This window comes from Streptomyces sp. G5(2025) (assembly GCF_049542075.1).
Taxonomy (GTDB): domain Bacteria; phylum Actinomycetota; class Actinomycetes; order Streptomycetales; family Streptomycetaceae; genus Streptomyces.
In genome coordinates, this window is record NZ_JBMUZT010000002.1 from 2,062,451 (window position 1) to 2,078,891 (window position 16,441).

General features: G+C 71.7%; 12 protein-coding genes and 2 pseudogenes. 8 read left to right on the top strand and 6 right to left on the bottom strand.

From position 1 onward, the window contains the following. Positions 1-6: 6 nt before the first annotated feature. Both ACOBQB_RS09195 and ACOBQB_RS09200 read left to right on the top strand, forming a co-directional pair. Positions 7-687 (top strand): glycerophosphodiester phosphodiesterase, encoded by a 681-nt coding sequence (locus ACOBQB_RS09195; protein WP_423590255.1) that lies wholly within the window; start codon positions 7-9, stop codon positions 685-687. A 91-nt stretch (positions 688-778) separates the two neighbouring features. Next, entirely contained in the window at positions 779-1,672 is an 894-nt protein-coding gene (locus ACOBQB_RS09200) for a DUF72 domain-containing protein (RefSeq protein WP_423590256.1), read from the top strand. A 366-nt stretch (positions 1,673-2,038) separates the two neighbouring features. Here the strand turns inward: ACOBQB_RS09200 and ACOBQB_RS09205 are convergent, their stop codons facing one another. The 4 genes and pseudogenes from ACOBQB_RS09205 to ACOBQB_RS09220 all read right to left on the bottom strand — a co-directional run bounded on the left by ACOBQB_RS09205 (position 2,039) and on the right by ACOBQB_RS09220 (position 8,444). Then, positions 2,039-2,743: a GNAT family N-acetyltransferase gene (locus tag ACOBQB_RS09205; protein WP_423590258.1), complete on the bottom strand. Its 705-nt coding sequence runs from the start codon at positions 2,741-2,743 to the stop codon at positions 2,039-2,041. 89 nt (positions 2,744-2,832) lie between these two features. Continuing rightward, a pseudogene (locus ACOBQB_RS09210) lies at positions 2,833-4,034 on the bottom strand (ABC transporter substrate-binding protein). 83 nt (positions 4,035-4,117) lie between these two features. After that, positions 4,118-6,727, bottom strand: coding sequence for an MXAN_6230/SCO0854 family RING domain-containing protein (locus ACOBQB_RS09215; protein ID WP_423590260.1), 2,610 nt, complete (start codon positions 6,725-6,727; stop codon positions 4,118-4,120). A 277-nt stretch (positions 6,728-7,004) separates the two neighbouring features. Continuing rightward, on the bottom strand, positions 7,005-8,444 hold the full coding sequence (locus ACOBQB_RS09220) for a gamma-aminobutyraldehyde dehydrogenase (RefSeq protein ID WP_423590262.1): 1,440 nt from the start codon (positions 8,442-8,444) through the stop codon (positions 7,005-7,007). 163 nt (positions 8,445-8,607) lie between these two features. Between ACOBQB_RS09220 and ACOBQB_RS09225 the strand changes: the two genes are divergently transcribed. From ACOBQB_RS09225 to ACOBQB_RS09250, 6 genes and pseudogenes are all read left to right on the top strand, one after another. Further along, a complete protein-coding gene (locus tag ACOBQB_RS09225; protein WP_423590263.1) occupies positions 8,608-9,153 on the top strand; it encodes an Lrp/AsnC family transcriptional regulator in 546 nt (181 codons plus the stop codon). Beyond that, positions 9,138-10,517: an aspartate aminotransferase family protein gene (locus tag ACOBQB_RS09230; RefSeq protein ID WP_423590265.1), complete on the top strand. Its 1,380-nt coding sequence runs from the start codon at positions 9,138-9,140 to the stop codon at positions 10,515-10,517. Before ACOBQB_RS09225 ends, ACOBQB_RS09230 begins: the two co-directional genes overlap by 16 nt. Positions 10,518-10,743: 226 nt before the next feature. Beyond that, positions 10,744-11,490: an ABC transporter ATP-binding protein gene (locus ACOBQB_RS09235; RefSeq protein ID WP_423590267.1), complete on the top strand. Its 747-nt coding sequence runs from the start codon at positions 10,744-10,746 to the stop codon at positions 11,488-11,490. A gap of 279 nt (positions 11,491-11,769) precedes the next feature. Next, positions 11,770-12,900, top strand: coding sequence for a hypothetical protein (locus tag ACOBQB_RS09240; RefSeq protein WP_423590269.1), 1,131 nt, complete (start codon positions 11,770-11,772; stop codon positions 12,898-12,900). 417 nt (positions 12,901-13,317) lie between these two features. Next, positions 13,318-14,471 (top strand): annotated as a pseudogene (locus tag ACOBQB_RS09245) (hypothetical protein). A gap of 135 nt (positions 14,472-14,606) precedes the next feature. Then, positions 14,607-15,011, top strand: coding sequence for a VOC family protein (locus tag ACOBQB_RS09250; RefSeq protein ID WP_423590270.1), 405 nt, complete (start codon positions 14,607-14,609; stop codon positions 15,009-15,011). 76 nt (positions 15,012-15,087) lie between these two features. Here the strand turns inward: ACOBQB_RS09250 and ACOBQB_RS09255 are convergent, their stop codons facing one another. After that, positions 15,088-16,020: an anti-sigma factor RsbA family regulatory protein gene (locus tag ACOBQB_RS09255; protein WP_423590272.1), complete on the bottom strand. Its 933-nt coding sequence runs from the start codon at positions 16,018-16,020 to the stop codon at positions 15,088-15,090. Then, a complete protein-coding gene (locus tag ACOBQB_RS09260) occupies positions 16,017-16,379 on the bottom strand; it encodes an STAS domain-containing protein (protein WP_423590274.1) in 363 nt (120 codons plus the stop codon). Before ACOBQB_RS09260 ends, ACOBQB_RS09255 begins: the two co-directional genes overlap by 4 nt. Between the last annotated feature and the right edge of the window lie 62 nt (positions 16,380-16,441).

Here is a 16,441-nt window from a genome sequence, read left to right on the forward strand (position 1 = left end):
GGGGCCATGCGCACCGTGACAGCCGTGGCCCACCGAGGCGATCCCTATCGCTTCCGCGAGAACACCCTCCCGTCCCTGCGCTCCGCGCTGGAACGGGGCGCGGACGCGGTGGAGATCGACGTCCGCCTGAGCAGCGACGGAGTACCCGTACTGCTGCACGACTCCACGCTCAAGCGCCTGTGGGGGTACGACCGGCCGCTCAGCGTCCTGTCCTCCGCCGAGCTGGACGGTCTCACCGAGGGAGCCGTGCCGACGCTGGAGGCGGCCATCGCCGCCACGGCGGGGCACCGGCTCATGATCGATCTGCCGGGCGCCTCGTACGAGGCCGTGCGCACGGTCGTCGGGGTCATCGCCGACTGCGGGGCGGCCGAGCGCACGTACTACTGCGCGGGCCCGCGGACCATGCTCGCCGTGCGGGAGGCCGATCCCGCCGCCGAGATCGCCCTGACCTGGACGACCCTGGCGCCGCCCCGCCGCGTCCTGCTCGACGCGGTGAAGCCGCGCTGGCTCAACTACCGCTTCCCGCTGGTCGACCGCGAACTGGCCCGCCACGTGCACCGCGAGGGCTTCCTCATCTCGGCGTGGACACCCGACACGCGCCGCTCGATGCGCCGCCTGATCGACGCGGGCGCCGACGCCATCACCACCAACCGCATCGACGTCCTGGCGGCACTGCGCACACCCTGACCCAGGTGCACACACCCTGAGCCAGGTGCGCACCTCCTGAGCCAGGTGCGCAGCCCCTGATCCCTCGGGGCCATCGGGGTACCCGTACCGGATGAGCGAGATTCTGGTGGGGACCTGTTCGTGGACGGATCGCGCGCTGATAGCCAGCGGCTGGTATCCGCGGGGCAGCAAGGACGCGGAGGGGCGCCTGCGGCACTACGCCGACCGCTTCCCCGTGGTGGAGGTCGACTCGACGTATTACGCGCTGCCGAGCGACCGCAATGCCCGGCTGTGGGCGGACCGTACGCCGGACGGTTTCCGCTTCGACGTGAAGGCGTTCTCCCTGCTGACCGGCCACCCCACCCGGCAGGCCGCGCTCCCCGCGGACCTGCGGGGCGAACCGGTCGGCCCCGAGCTGCTGGACGCCGTGTGGCAGCGTTTCAGCGCGGCGCTCGAACCGTTGCGCCAGGCGGACCGGTTGGGGACCCTGCTGTTCCAGTTCCCGCCGTGGCTGTCCCCCGGCCCCCGCGCGGAGAAGGCCCTCGCCGAGAGCGCGCGGCGGGCCGCGGGCTGGCCGGTGGCCGTGGAGTTCCGGCACCCCGACTGGTGGCGGGAGGGCGAACGGGACCGCACCACCGCCCTCCTGTCCGACCTGGGCATGGCCGCGGTGGCGGTCGACACGGTGCAGGGGCTGCCGCACTCCATGCCTCCGGTGGCGCCGGTCAGCGTGGCGCGGCACGCGGTGATCCGCTTCCACGGGCGCAGTGCCGCGTGGGGCACGGGGTCCAAGGAGGACCGGTTCCGCCACGTCTACGCCACGGCCGAACTGGCCGAGTGGCTCCCGCGCGTGCGCTCCATGGCCGAGCGGGCCGACGAGGTCCACGTCCTGTTCAACAACTGCTGTGCGGACGCCGCCGTACGCGCGGCGGAGTCCATGGCGCAGCTCATCGGCTCGGATCACCTAGGGGACATCCCGGTCAACGCCCCGGTGCGCAAGGGGGCTTGAGCGCGTGCCGACCCTGAGTCGGCAGAGGGGCGGCATCCTCCGCACCGACGATCCCCGGCGCCCCCGGGATCACCAGGATGGGAGCTGTACAGCGAAGTCAACGGCTTCATCGACGTCGTGTCCTACAACCCCGACAACACCCTCAATACCCCGGGCCCCCCGGCCCCTCTGCCCGAAGTGGGGGAATTCGCGGAAGGGAGCGTGTCGGTCCATGTCGACCGGGACAGACAGATCCGGATCCGCGTCGGCCGTCCGTTCTGGGAGGACTGAACTCCTCACGATGGCGTCCGAGTGGAACGGGGAAACCGCTGAACGCCTGCCGAGCATCGACGATCCCACTGCGCGCGGAGCGACCCGGCTGGACGATCAAGGCGTACGGAACCCCCGGAACGTCACGTCCTTGCGGGTCTTGAAGCCGAGCCGTTCGTAGAGGGCGATGGCGGCGGTGTTCGCCTCGGCCACGTGCAGGAAGGGCCGCTCGTCCCGCGCCACGACGCGCGCGACGAGCGCGCTCACCAGGCGCGCGGCATGGCCCTGCCCCCGTGCCTCGGGGGCGGTGCAGACCGCGCTGATCTCCGTCCAGCCCGGCGGACGGAGCCGTTCGCCCGCCATCGCCACCAGCGTGCCCTGGTCACGGATGCCGAGGTAGGCGCCGAGTTCGTGGGTGCGCGGCCAGAACGGTCCCGGGCGGGTCCGCTCGACGAGGTCGAGCATCTCGGGCACGTCGTCGGCGCCCAGTTCGACCACGCCGGTGTCGGCCTCGGCGTCCGGCGGGCCGGGGCGGCCGCTGCCGGGCCAGATCATCTGCCGGCCTTCGAGGACGAAGACCGGTTCCCAGTCCGACGGCGGGATCGCCGGGCAGCTGAACATGTCGGCGAACGCGTCCGGACCGAGCAGCCGCGCGAGGTCGGCCCACTCCGCCGCACCGGCGTCGGCGGGCACCGCGGAGAAGGTCGCGACGTCCGGCGAGTACGTGGCGGCCCGGCCGACGCGGCGGCCGAGGTGTGCGTGCGCACCGCGGAGAGAAGCGCCCACCGGGTCGTCGAGTGCGACGACGTCGCGGTCCTCCATCGTGCTGTACCTCTCCTGTCGCGCGCGGGCAGTCGATGCGGCGTCGACTGGTTTACGAACTCCTGTACCCATCCCGCAGTCTAAGGGGGCTAGAGCCCCGCCAACGCGTTCCACCGCTTCGCGAGCTCCGTCCGCTCCTTCGACGTGATGTCGCGCGCGATGGCGAGCCGCCCCGCATCGCGTCGTCCGGGAAGATCAGCGGGTCCTCGGCGAGGGCCGCGAGCTCCTTGTCCTTGGCGGAGGCGAGGACGTCGCGGGCGGCGGGGACGGGGCAGACGTAGTTGACCCAGGCGGCCAGCTCCGCCGCCACCTCCGGCTCGTAGTAGTGGTCGATGAGCCGCTCGGCGTTCCGCTTGTGGCCGGCCAGGTTGGGGATCATCAGGGACTCGGCCCACAGCTCCGCGCCCTCCTCGGGGACCACGAACTCGATGTCCGGGTCGTCCGCCTGGAGTTGGATGACGTCACCGCTGTAGGCCTGGCAGGCCAGGACGTCGCCGCTGGACAGGTCCTTGATGTAGTCGTTGCCGGTGAAGCGGCGGATGTGGTGGGAGTCCACCAACTTCTCGACCCTGTCGCACATCCGGTGGAAGTCGTCCGCCCGCCACTTGGTGATGTCGACGCCGTCGCCCTGGAGCAGCAGCGCGAACGCCTCGTCGAGACCGGACAGCAGCGTGACTCGGCCCTTGAGATCGTCGGCCCACAGGTCGGACACCTGCTTGATCTCCCGGCCGACCTTCCGCTTGTTGTACGCGATGCCGGTGATGCCCGACTGCCACGGCACGGTGAACTTCCGCCCCGGGTCGAAGTGCGGCGAACGCAGCAGCGGGTCCAGGTGCTTGGTGACGTTCGGCTGGCGCGACCGGTCCATCTCCTGCACCCAGCCAAGGCGTACGAAGCGGGCGCACATCCAGTCGCTGATGACGATGAGGTCGCGGCCGGTGTCCTGGTGGTTCATCAGGGACGGGCTGATCTTGCCGAAGAACTCGTCGTTGTCGTTGATCTCCTCCGTGTAGCGGACGTCGATCCCGGTCCGCTTCTCGAAGGCCTCCAACGAGGGGCGCCTCGTCTCGTCCTTGTCGTCCGTGTCGATGTACAGGGGCCAGTTGGCGAACGTCAGCTTCTTGTCCCGTGCCGAGCGGTCGGTGGCGGACCGCTCGTCCGGGGCGATGTACGCGGCGGGGACTCCGCACCCGGCGAGCGTACTGACGGCCACCCCGCCGCCCAGGGCGCGCAGCAGGGAACGGCGGGACACGAAGGAGGCTCTGGGGTTCGCTCGCACACCCGGCAGCATGCGCCCCCGCTCCCCCGCCGGGCAATGGACGCTGCGTCGAGCCGGGCGCGCCTGACCCGACACCCTGTCGATCACCGCGCCGCTCACCCGGCGGGCTCCAGCCACGCCGCCAGGTCGCCCGCCGTGATCCGCTCCAGCGGCGCGGCGTCGACCGGGCCCGGGTAGAGGCGGTACGCCGTGCCGGAAGCGACGTCCTGCGCGCCCGCCAACTCGCCGTGCAGGAGGGCGAGGAGAGCACGGCGGCCCGTCAGCTCCGGCTCGGCCCGGAGCGTGTCCGGCTCCCAGCCGTCGCGGACGCGCACCGCGAAGTCGGCGCGCGGTTCGTCCGCCGCGCGGCGGTAACCCCACAGGACGTGGCCGCGGCCGCGGACATACACCTCGCCGTCGGTGCGGGCCGCGGCGGTCCAGCAGGCCAGGTCCCACAGGGTGGTCCGGCCGCGCGGCTGGAAGGTGTCGAGCAGGTCGTTGCCCAGGCGGCCGATCTGCTTGCGGTAGCGCCACACGTCGTGGTCGACGCCCGTCGTGGCGAGTGTGACGTCGGCCCACCACGCGTGCCGCGTCCGCAGGTCGACGAGCATCGGCACGCGCAGCTTCGCGTCACCCCCGAGGTCGAAGCGCTGCCGCACGGTCCGCGGGTCGTAGACGGCCCGCTCCTTGCCCCGCACCGCCATGAACCCGGCGAAGGCGTCCGGGAGTTCGTCGAAGGGCACGTCGTTGTACGAGATGACCGCCGGCACGACGAACCGCACCCCCGTGCTCGCGAGCCGCGGCAGGTCGAGGTCCAGGTACTCGGTGGCGCCGTGCGGGGCGGGCGCCGAGGTCAGGTCGCCGGAGTGCCGGGCGGCGCCGCCCGCGTACTCCAGGTGTGTGTAGTCGCACAGGCCGATGAAGCGCCACAGGTCGTCGTAGAGCACGACGGACAGGTCGAGGTCGACGCGGGTGCCCTTGGGCTGCGTCCAGTGCAGGAAGAGCCGCACGGTCTCGCTGTCCGCGGGCATGGGCAGCGAGCTGCCACGCGCCATTGCGACCAGCGAGGCCGCCGACGCGCGCTCGGCGAACGGCACGGGCAGGTCGGTGAGCGAGGCGTCCAGGACGGCCACGTCGTACCGCTCCCCCTCGCGCGCGGCCAGGCGCCGGACGGCCTCGGCCTCGATCAGCTCGGTGGCACGGCCCGCCACGCGGGCGGGCAGCGGCGGGCGGTGGTCCTCGACGGCGTACGCCTTGGTGACGCGGCCGCGCGGGAAGAAGACGCGGCGGTGCCACGGCACGGAGCGGATCCGCAGTTGGCCGTACGCGCCGAGGAGCGGGCCGGGAGCGGTGCGCGGCAAGGCGTGCGCGAGCGCCTCGCCGACCGGCTCCGGGAGGGTCGCCGAGCCGGAGCGGGCCAGCAACAGGTCGAGGCGGCGCAGCAGTTCACCGGGGCGGGCGCGCAGGAGCCCGGCGGCGGCCGTGGTGTCCCAGCGGCCGAGCGCCTCCTCGACACGGCTCTGCCAGGTGACGGCGCGCAGCCGGTCTCCGGCGAGCCGGACGCCGTCGTGCCGGGCGGCTTCGGTGAGCAGCACCTCGCTGAGCGGGCCGTCGTCGAGGCGAGTCTCGCGCAGGACGGCGAAGGCGAGCGCCACGCGCGCGTGCCGGTGGGCGCCCTCGAAGGGGTGCAGGAGCTCGCCGACGCGCTTCCACGCTCGCGGGTGGCGGGCCATGTCCTCGGCGAGGCGCGCGAAGTCCAGCCGGTCGAGTAAGGCGAGGAGTTCACGGCGCACGGGACGCGGAAGACCGCGCAGGCGCGGCAGTTCGAGCAGGTCGGGGTCGCCGCTGGAGCGTACGACAAGGAGGCGCAGCACGTCCGTGGCGGTGTTCGCGTACCGCCCGACGAGTGCGCGTGTCTCCGGGAGGTCCAGGAGCGGGGCGAGGGCGAGGGCCTTGCTCTCGCGCAGCGGTATGGACGGGGGCAGCCAGGCGGCGGCGTCGGCCGGGTCGGCGTGCCCGAGGAGCAGGACGAGGTCGTCGTGGTCCTGCGGGCTCAGCGGGGTGCGGCGGGCGAGCAGGGCGGCGAGTTCGGCGGCGGCCTCACCGGGCTCGGCGAGGCGCAGGGCGCGCAGGACGGGGCCGCCGTCGCCGCCGAGGCCGGCGCCGGAGTCGATCCACGGGTCGATGGGCCCGTCCGCCTCGTAACGCTGCTCGCAGATCGGGCAGGCGTACCACTCGCAGCACTGGTCACAGCAGCCCCAGAGGTCCTTCTTCTCGCCGCGGCAGTCGTCGCACAGCAGGTGCGCGCAGGGCGTGAGCGCGCGGACCGGAGCCTTGGTGCCCGCGCAGTTCATGCACGGCTGGTACGGCTGGGCGGCGAGGTACTGGACGACGACGGAGGTGTAGCGGTCGTACGCTTGCTCGTACGCGGTCTCGGCGGGGAACCGCGCGAACAGCGGCGCGTGGCGCCGGTCGGAGCCCATCAGGGCGTCGACGTCGGTGAGGAGTTTCCGCCCGGTCGCGGCGAGGTCGGCCGGGGTCAGCGCGGTCAGGGCGCGGCGCAGCGGGGCGGTCAACAGGTGCCCGCGGTCGACGAGTTCGGCTTCGAGGACGACGACGGCGGCGTCAATCTCGGCGGACCGCCCGGAACCGGAAGGCACGTACACGCTCTGTCGGCGGCGCAGGAGCAGCCCCGCGAGGTCGTCGGTCGTCGTGCTCGTCGTCATCAGGTCCACCCCCGTGGTGCAGAGAAAAGCGGGGACGGGAAGTGGGTGCGCTACGAATCTTTTTGCAGAAGAAGAAAGAAGGAAGCACACCACGGAGCCGCCCCCGCGTACGCAACGGTACGCGGGGGCGGAGACGCGGTCACACGAATTAAGGCGCCGCGGGAGCGCCCCGTCAGGGGCGCGGGGAACTGCGCGAGCAACCCCCACGGCCCGCGTAGGCGAACGGCGACCGACCCGGCAGACGAGCAGGCCGGACCGCCCACGCCGCCCGAGGCGACTAGCCCTCGATGGACGTCATCACGTGCTTGATGCGGGTGTAGTCGTCGAACCCGTACGACGAGAGGTCCTTGCCGTAACCCGACTTCTTGAACCCGCCGTGCGGCATCTCCGCGACCAGCGGGATGTGCGTGTTGATCCACACGCAGCCGAAGTCGAGCACCTTGGACATCCGCATCGCGCGCGCGTGGTCCTTGGTCCACACCGAGGAGGCGAGCGCGTAGTCCACGCCGTTCGCGTACTCGACGGCCTGCGCCTCGTCCGTGAAGGACTGCACGGTGATGACGGGGCCGAAGACCTCGTTCTGGATGATCTCGTCGTCCTGCTTGAGGCCCGAGACGACGGTCGGGGCGTAGAAGTAGCCCTTCTCGCCGACCCGCTGGCCGCCCGCCTCGACCTTGGCGTGCGCGGGCAGCCGCTCGATGAAGCCGGAGACCTGATTCAGCTGGTTGGCGTTGTTCAGCGGGCCGTAGAGCACGTCCTCGTCGTCCGGCTGGCCGGTCTTCGTGTCAGCGGCGGCCTTGGCCAGCGCCGTCACGAACTCGTCGTGGATGGACTCGTGGACGAGCACGCGCGTGGCGGCCGTGCAGTCCTGGCCCGCGTTGAAGAAGCCCGCCGTCGAGATGTCCTCGACGGCCTTCGCGATGTCGGTGTCCTCGAAGACGACGACCGGGGCCTTGCCACCCAGCTCCAGGTGGACCCGCTTGAGGTCCTTGGAGGCCGACTCGGCGACCTGCATGCCGGCGCGCACGGAGCCGGTGATGGAGGCCATCGCCGGGGTCTTGTGCTCGACCATCATGCGGCCGGTGTCGCGGTCGCCCGTGACGACGTTGAAGACGCCGGGCGGCACGATGGAGCCGATGATCTCGGCCATCAGGACGGTCGAGGCGGGGGTGGTGTCCGACGGCTTCAGCACGACCGTGTTACCGGCCGCGAGCGCCGGGGCGAACTTCCAGACGCCCATCATCATGGGGTAGTTCCACGGCGCGACCTGCGCGCAGACGCCGATCGGCTCGCGGCGGATGATGGAGGTCAGACCCTCCATGTACTCGCCGGCCGCGCGGCCTTCGAGCATCCGGGCCGCGCCCGCGAAGAAGCGGATCTGGTCGACCATGGGCGGGATCTCCTCGGACCGCGTGAGTCCGATCGGCTTGCCCGTGTTCTCGACCTCGGCGGCGATGAGTTCCTCGGCCCGCTCCTCGAACGCGTCGGCGATCTTCAGCAGGGCCTTCTGCCGCTCGGCGGGCGTCTGGTCGCGCCAGGCGGGGAACGCGTCGGCGGCGGCCTTCATGGCGGCGTCGACGTCGGCCTGGCCCGACAGCGGCGCGGTGGCGTACGCCTCGCCGGTCGCCGGATTGATCACCTCGGTGGTCCGTCCGTCGGCCGCGTCCCGGAATTCTCCGTTGATGTAGTTGCGCAGACGGCGCAGCTCGGTGCTCACTTCCGGCCCTCCAAGTCAGATGTCCAGTGGATGAGACACCCACCCTAGTCGCTATACCGACGCTTTCAACATACCCAGCGCCCCAGAACTGCGAAATCCGTGACGATCGACATCGCAGACAACGAATTTCATCGATCTGACCTTGCGGAAGTGACGAGACGTCGTGCACAGTGGGGTCGTGGCCAGTCGCAGCGCAGACCCCAGTAACCCCCGCAGCTCCCGCACCGGCAATCCGGGCGGCAGCGGCAGTGGGAACGGCACCCCTCCCGTGGACGCCGTCTCTCTGGCGATCATCGAGCAGCTCCAGGAGGACGGACGCCGTCCGTACGCCGCCATCGGCAAGGCCGTGGGCCTCTCCGAGGCGGCCGTGCGACAGCGCGTCCAGAAGCTGCTCGACCAAGGCGTGATGCAGATCGTCGCCGTCACGGACCCGCTCACCGTGGGCTTCCGCAGGCAGGCGATGGTCGGTATCAACGTCGAGGGCGATGTGGACCCGGTCGCGGACGCCGTGGCCGCCATGCCGGAGGCCGAGTACGTGGTGATGACCGCGGGCTCGCACGACCTCCTCGTGGAGATCGTCTGTGAAGACGACGACCACCTGCTCGACGTCATCAACAAGCGCATCCGCGCCCTCCCCGGCGTGCGCTCCACCGAGAGCTTCGTCTACCTCAAGCTCAAGAAGCAGACCTATATGTGGGGAACCCGATAGCCGTGAGCAAGGACCTGAGCCAAACCGCCTACGACCACCTGTGGATGCACTTCACCCGCATGTCGTCGTACGAGAACGCGCCCGTTCCCACCATCGTGCGTGGCGAGGGCACCTACATCTACGACGACAAGGGCAAGAAGTACCTGGACGGCCTGTCCGGCCTCTTCGTCGTCAACGCAGGACACGGCCGTCACGAACTCGCCGAGACCGCCTACAAGCAGGCGCAGGAGCTGGCCTTCTTCCCGGTCTGGTCCTACGCCCACCCGAAGGCCGTCGAGCTGGCCGAGCGCCTCGCCGACTACGCGCCGGGCGACCTCAACAAGGTCTTCTTCACCACCGGTGGCGGCGAGGCCGTCGAGACCGCGTGGAAGCTGGCGAAGCAGTACCACAAGCTCACCGGCAACCACACCAAGTACAAGGTCATATCCCGCGCGGTGGCCTACCACGGCACCCCGCAGGGCGCCCTGTCCATCACCGGCCTGCCGGCGCTCAAGGCCCCCTTCGAGCCGCTGGTCCCCGGCGCGCACAAGGTGCCGAACACCAACATCTACCGCGCCTCGATCCACGCCGACGACCCGGTGGCCTTCGGCCGCTGGGCCGCCGACCAGATCGAGCAGGAGATCCTCTTCGAGGGCCCGGAGACGGTCGCGGCCGTCTTCCTGGAGCCGGTGCAGAACGCGGGCGGCTGCTTCCCGCCGCCGCCCGGGTACTTCCAGCGCGTGCGCGAGATCTGCGACAAGTACGACGTGCTGCTCGTCTCGGACGAGGTCATCTGCGCCTTCGGCCGTCTCGGCACGATGTTCGCCTGCGACAAGTTCGGCTACGTCCCGGACATGATCACCTGCGCCAAGGGCATGACCTCGGGCTACTCCCCGATCGGCGCGTGCATCATCTCCGACAAGATCGCCGAGCCGTTCTACAAGGGTGACAACACCTTCCTGCACGGCTACACCTTCGGCGGCCACCCGGTCTCGGCCGCGGTCGGCATCGCCAACCTCGACCTCTTCGAGAAGGAGGGTCTGAACCAGCACGTCCTCGACAACGAGGACGCGTTCCACCAGACCCTGAGCAAGCTGCTCGACCTGCCGATCGTCGGCGACGTCCGCGGCAACGGCTTCTTCTACGGCATCGAGCTGGTGAAGGACAAGGCCACCAAGGAGACGTTCAACGACGAGGAGACCGAGCGCGTCCTGTACGGCTTCCTCTCCAAGGCGCTGTACGACAACGGCCTGTACTGCCGTGCCGACGACCGCGGCGACCCGGTCGTGCAGCTGGCCCCGCCGCTGATCTCCACGCAGGAGACCTTCGACGAGATCGAGGGCATCCTGCGGCAGGTGCTCACGGAGGCGTGGACGAAGCTCTGATCGACGCTGATCGGCATCCGATCCGCGCACTGATGGACCAGCGACCGCGCGTGATTGTCTGATCAGTACCGGCCCGGAGGCGACCGTTCGAGTGAGAACGGGCGGCTCCGGGCCGCGTCCTTTCCTGGCAGGTCCGCCCGAATCCTTAGCGTGCCCAGTGACCGATCGGCCCCGCCTTCGTTCCCCCGTATGGGGGAGGCAACTGATCTGAACCGAGGTGTACGCCATGGTGGCCCCGCCGGACAACGACGTGCTGTGGGCACGCGCACTGCATGTCACACACAACGGCTCCCCCGCCCTCACCGGCGTCTCGCTCGGTGTCCGTGAGGGTGAGGTCCTCGCCGTCAGCGGCCCGCGCGGCAGCGGCAAGACGACTCTCCTGCGCTGCCTCTCCGGCCAGTTGCTTCCCCAGCGGGGCGAGGTGTGGTTCAACAGCACCCCCGTCCACAGGATGGGTCCGCTCGTCCGTGAACGCCTGCGCCGCGACCGCTTCGGCTGGATCGACCCCGCGCCGCACCTCGTGCCCGAACTCACCGCCTGGGAGAACGTCGCCCTGCCGCTGATGCTGCGCGGTGCCTCCCACCGCGTCGCCAAGCCCGCCGCGAAGGAGTGGCTGGAGCGCCTCGACGTCGGTGCGTGCGCCGGCAAGCGCCCGCACGCCCTCCTCCAGGCCGAGCGCCAGCGCGTCGCCGTCGCCCGCGCGCTGGTCACCACGCCGTCGGTGATCTTCGCCGACGAGCCCACGGCGCCGCTGCACCGCGCCGACCGCGCGCATGTACTGCGTACGCTCATGACCGCGGCCCGCTCGCACGGCATCACGGTCGTCCTGGCCACGCACGACCCGGACCTCGCCACCCTCGCCGACCGCACGATCCCCCTACTGGACGGCCGCCGCGTGAGCACGCTGCCTCTGCCGCCGGCCACGGCCGGCCTGGCAGTCGGGTGCGACGGGTGCGTCGGGTGCGTCGGGTGAGGGGGAGAGTGAAGGTGCTCGGTGCGTGGAGGCGGTGAGGGCCGAGGGGGCGGAGGAGCCGTCCGGGGGCGAGGGCGCGGCGGAGGCGGTTAAGGGCGCGTCGGGTGGGGGCGGGGGTGACGCCGGGGCGGCGGAGGCTGTGTCGTGCGGGAGCGAGAGAGCCGCGCAGGCGGCAGAGGCCTCGTCGACCGGGGGCGAGGGTGACGCCAGGGCGGCGGAGGCCGCGTCGTCCGGGGGCAAGGGTGACGCCAGGGCGGCAGAGGCCACTCCCAAGCGGGCTTGGCGCCGAGCGCGGGCTTCAAGCTCCTCGGCGGCTTCGGCTGCCGCGAAGGGATCGAGCGCTTCGGCGGCTTCAAGCCCCGCACGCGCCACACGCCGGGCACGCGCTTCGAGCTCTTCCGGGGCTTCGGCTCCCGCGAAGCCTTCAGCGCGCGCGAAGGCCGCAAGCTCGTGGGCGGCTTCGAGGACCGCGAGTCCTTCAAGCCCTCCGCCAGCTTCGAGCACCGCGAACACTACGAGCTCCTCAGCAGCTTCAACTCCCGCGGACGCTTCGCCTACCTCGACAGCACCGGCTGCCGCACAGCCTCCAAGCCCCTCGGCAGCTTCAAGCACCGCGAGTCCTTCAAGCCCCCCGCCAGCCTCAAACACCACGAACGCCACGAGCACCCCACCTACTCCGCGCCCCCCGAACACTACGAGCTCCTCAGCAGCTTCAACTCCCGCGGACGCTTCGCCTACCTCGACAGCACCGGCTGCCGCACGAGCGCCAAGCACCCCGGCAGCTTCAAGCACCGCGGACGCCGCACGCACCTCCGCGGCTCCGAGCCCCGCAGACGAAGCAAGGTCCTCAGCGGCTTCGACTCCTGCGGACGCTTCACGTACCTCGACGGTTTCGAGCACCGTGAACGCTACGAACACCCCGGCGGCTCCACGCCCCGCACACGCCACCAACACCCCGGCAGCTCCGACTCCCGCGAACCCTTCGAGCACCCCGGCCGTTCCGACCATCGCGAGCCCTTCGAGCACCCCGGCAGCCTCAAGCACCGCGAACGCTCCAAGCACCCCGGCAGCTCCGACTCCCGCGAGCCCTTCGAACACCCCGGCAGCCTCAAGCACCGCGAACGCTCCGCGCACCCCGGCAGCTCCGACTCCCGCGAGCCCTTCGAACACCCCGGCAGCCTCAAGCACCGCGAGCCCTACGAGCACTCCGGCAGCTCCGACTCCCGCGAGCCCTTCGAACACCCCGGCAGCCTCAAGCAGCGCGAGCCCTACGAGCACTCCGGCAGCGCCGAGCCGCACAAACGCTTCGAGCGCCCCCACCGCTCCGTGCCCCGCCGACGCGTCGAGCCCCGCCGACGCCAGACACCCTGCGGACGCTTCGAGCGCCCCCACCGCTCCGCGCCCCGCTGACGCCGAACACCCTGCGGACGCTTCGAGCACTGCCGACGCTTCCCACAGCGCGGAGGCTGCGCGTGCTGTTGAGGCTTCCGCCACGTCTGCCTCCCCCGACGCCCCCGGCCCCGCACCCTCTGCCTCCCCCAGCACCGTGGCTTCGGCGCCCCCCGGCGCCCCCACCAGCACCCCCAATGCCGCGACCACCGCCTCGCCCGGCGCCAACCGCACCCCCGGCCCCGCGGCCCTGGTTCCCCCCAACACCACCCGCACCCCCGAGCCATCCCCCTCCACAGAGACCCCGGCCCCAGAAGCCGCAGGCGCCGCAGGTAGCGAGAACGACTCAGTCGGTCCCACCACTTCCGCCACCCCCGGTGGCGCAGCCGACGGGACCTGCGGCAGCCCCCGTGTCTCCGAAGCGGAAGGCCGGGCCGCGTGCTCGCTCTCCGTCTAGCCCGTGGGGCGCACCCGCTCGTGCAGGTGCGGCGGCTGCTCGTCGCCGGCGCGTCCGCGGGGACCGGTTTCCTGCTGCTGTGCACCCTGGCGTACGCGATGGGGCACCCGGGGCCGGCTCCGTGCTGCGCCTGGCCTGGTGCGTCGCGCCCGTCGCCGCGACCGTGTACTTCGCCGTCGCCGTGGCGCGCACCGACCCCGGCACCCGCCCCCGCCCCGGGCTCTCCGCGGTGGGCCTCGGCCCCGGGCGCCTGATGGTGCTCGCCGGTATCTCCACGGCGGTGGCCTGCACCCTCGGCTCCATGCTGGCGCTGCTCTTCTTCCTGCACCTGCGCGGCGACCTGTCGGGGCTGCCCTTCGACGGCGCCGCGGCCGGACTGCTCGCCGCCGACCGGCCGTTGCCGCTCGCCGCCGCGCTGACCCTGCTCGCCGTGGTCCCCGTCGCCGCCTCGGCCGCGAGCGCCGCCGCGCTGCGGCCCCGCCCCGGCAAGGACGAGAGCGCCGAGGAACCGGACGCTCCGGCCCCGGCGCCGAGCGGTCTGCCCTGGGGCGTCGCGCTGCTCGCGGCGGGGCTCGCCGTGGAGACGTACGCGAGCGGCCCGGGGAACGGGCCGGGCGCCGGTTTCAGGATGCCGGGCGGGGCCAGTGGCGCCTCCGCGGGTGTCCTCGCCGGATGGGCCCTGACCGCGCTCGGCCTCGCGCTCGCCGGGCCGGGCCTCACCTACCTCTGCGGCCGGGTCCTCCAGGCCGCGCGGCCCGGTGCGGTGCGGCTGCTCGCCGGGCGCGTCCTCCAGGAAGAGGCGCGGCGCATCGGCCGCCCGCTCGGCGTGCTGTGCGCGGTGGCTTCGGGCGCGTACGCCTCGGTGGTGCTGTACGCGGGGCCGCGCCCCGGCATCGGTCCGCTCACCACACTGGGCACACTGCTCGTCGCGGGCTGCGCCGTGCTGACGCTGGCCACGGCCGCCGTCGAGGCCCGGCAGTCCCGCGCGCACACGACCGCCGCGCTGCTGCGGCTCGGGGCGCCCGCGACCATGCTCCGCGGCTCCGCGGCGCTGCGGGCGGGCACGCTGACCGCCGTGTTCGCCCCGTTGACCTGGGTCGTCGCGGAGCTGGCGGCGCTACCGCTGGGACGTTGAGGAGTGCGTACGGAAATACGGAAAAACCTCGCGGTGAGCGATGAGTTTCGTGTCGAACACGCGTCTAACCCCGCGTACGGCACACGCCCACGTACGGCACACGCCCTCGCACACGCACTCACCGGGAGACACCCCATGTACCAGCAGATGATTTTCGTGAACCTCGCCGTGAACGACGTCGACGCGACGAAGAAGTTCTTCACGGAGCTCGGCTACACCCTCAACCCGCGGTTCTCCACGGACGACTGCGCGTGCGTGGTCATCAGCGACACCATCATCGCGATGATGCTCGGCAAGCAGCGCTACGCGGACTTCACGGAGAAGGAGATCGCCGACTCCACGAAGACCAGTGAGGCGCTGCTGTGTCTGAGCGCGGAGAGCCGCGAGAAGGTCGACGAGATCGTCGACAAGGCGATCGCCGCCGGCGCCACGGCCGGCAAGGTCCAGGACTACGGCACGATGTACGGCCGCGCCTTCGACGACCTGGACGGCCACACCTGGGAGTTCATGTGGATGGACCCCTCCGAGGTGCAGGGCTGAGCCGGGCCCGGGCGCGCGCACTCCGCGCCCGGCGTGGGCGCCCCACGGCGGCCCACGCCGGACGTGGCGTCGGCGGTCAGCAGCGGAAGTGGCCGTGGATGGTCGTGCCCTCGCCGGGGGCGGTGTGGATGCGGACGAGGTCGGCGACCACGTGCACCAGCAGCAGCCCCCGCCCCCCGCTCTGGCCCGGCGGCGGCGGGCAGCGGCCGGCGAGCGGGTCGGCCAGCAGCCCCGCGTCACGCACCTCGCACACCACGGAGTCGTCCTGGCGCCAGACCCGCAGCGCACCGGATCCCCGGCCGTGCACCACGCTGTTGGTCGTCAGCTCGGCCACGGCGAGGGCGAAGTCCTGCAGCCGGGAGTCGGGCAGGCCGAGCTCGGCCGCCCTGCCGGTGGCGAAATGCCGCACGTCGGGCAGGGAGTCCGCCGTGTAAGGCGTCTGTGGCACGTCAGCGGGTGCGGTCAGAGGCTGGTTGTAACGGGAGATCACCGCCTCGGGGGCGTAGGCCGCACTGGTGTCGTGCGCACCGGCCTCGATGATCGTGGGATGTGTGGCATAGGCGTCGTCCAGGACCGTCTGTTCCAGACCCACCGCGTCATACGGACAGAGGATGGTCACCGCCCGGCCCTGGAACGCGAGGTTGATCAGCGCCTCGTGCTGGACGCAGGCGGGGTACTCGGTCGAGGAGCGTCCGGCCCAGATCGGCTCGCCGATGATCCGCACCCGTCCGCCGGGGTGGGCGTCCGCGAAAGCGCGCAGCACCCGCGGGATGATCCGTCCGGGGTTGCGCCCCACCTGCGTCATGTCGAGGAGTTTCACCTGGGCGGCCTGCGCGCCCAACTCGCCGCGGATGAGGTCGAGGTTGGCCCCGGGCACCGCCACCGCCACCGCCTCGCCCGCGTCCAGGCCCTCCTGGAGGAACGGAACGGTGCCCGCCAAGTACTCCCGCTCGCCCCGGTAGAACAGTGCCGGATGGACGAAGGCTCCGGTCTCGGTCATGGCGCTCATGTCGTGGCCACCTCGATTGCAGAAAGGTCGGGCCAGAACAGCTCCAGCACACGGCTCAGGGCGGGCGGCGGGCTTTCCAGAACGAGCCGCTGCCCGCCGCTGAGGCTCCGGGCGGTCATGGCCAGGGCGGTGGCCCCGGCCAGGTCGATGAAGGTCAGGGCCGAAAGCTCGAAGTGATACGAGTCGTGGGGCCGCTGAACCACCCGCTCCAAGGCCTGCTCCCACGCCATGTGCGTGGGCAGACAGACCTCACCGGCCACCTCCAGGCCGGCCCGGTCCGTCAGGGCGAAGATGTGCAATCGCTCGCTGCGAGGCGTCACTTCACCCACCCCCTCTTTCCGCTCGTGCGGGTCGTTCACATCGTCCTCCCGCTTCCGTCCAGGACGTCGCCCCCCAGTATCCCCGTTCAGGCCGGTGCCGA

What these genes read in the sequence shown, in the direction of transcription:
- ACOBQB_RS09235 (WP_423590267.1), top strand. Translation starts at nt 10,744, where the DNA reads ATGGTGGCCCCGCCGGACAACGACGTGCTGTGGGCACGCGCACTGCAT.
- ACOBQB_RS09255 (WP_423590272.1), bottom strand. Translation starts at nt 16,020, where the DNA reads ATGAGCGCCATGACCGAGACCGGAGCCTTCGTCCATCCGGCACTGTTC.
- ACOBQB_RS09195 (WP_423590255.1), top strand. Translation starts at nt 7, where the DNA reads ATGCGCACCGTGACAGCCGTGGCCCACCGAGGCGATCCCTATCGCTTC.
- ACOBQB_RS09200 (WP_423590256.1), top strand. Translation starts at nt 779, where the DNA reads ATGAGCGAGATTCTGGTGGGGACCTGTTCGTGGACGGATCGCGCGCTG.
- ACOBQB_RS09205 (WP_423590258.1), bottom strand. Translation starts at nt 2,743, where the DNA reads ATGGAGGACCGCGACGTCGTCGCACTCGACGACCCGGTGGGCGCTTCT.
- ACOBQB_RS09250 (WP_423590270.1), top strand. Translation starts at nt 14,607, where the DNA reads ATGTACCAGCAGATGATTTTCGTGAACCTCGCCGTGAACGACGTCGAC.
- ACOBQB_RS09215 (WP_423590260.1), bottom strand. Translation starts at nt 6,727, where the DNA reads ATGACGACGAGCACGACGACCGACGACCTCGCGGGGCTGCTCCTGCGC.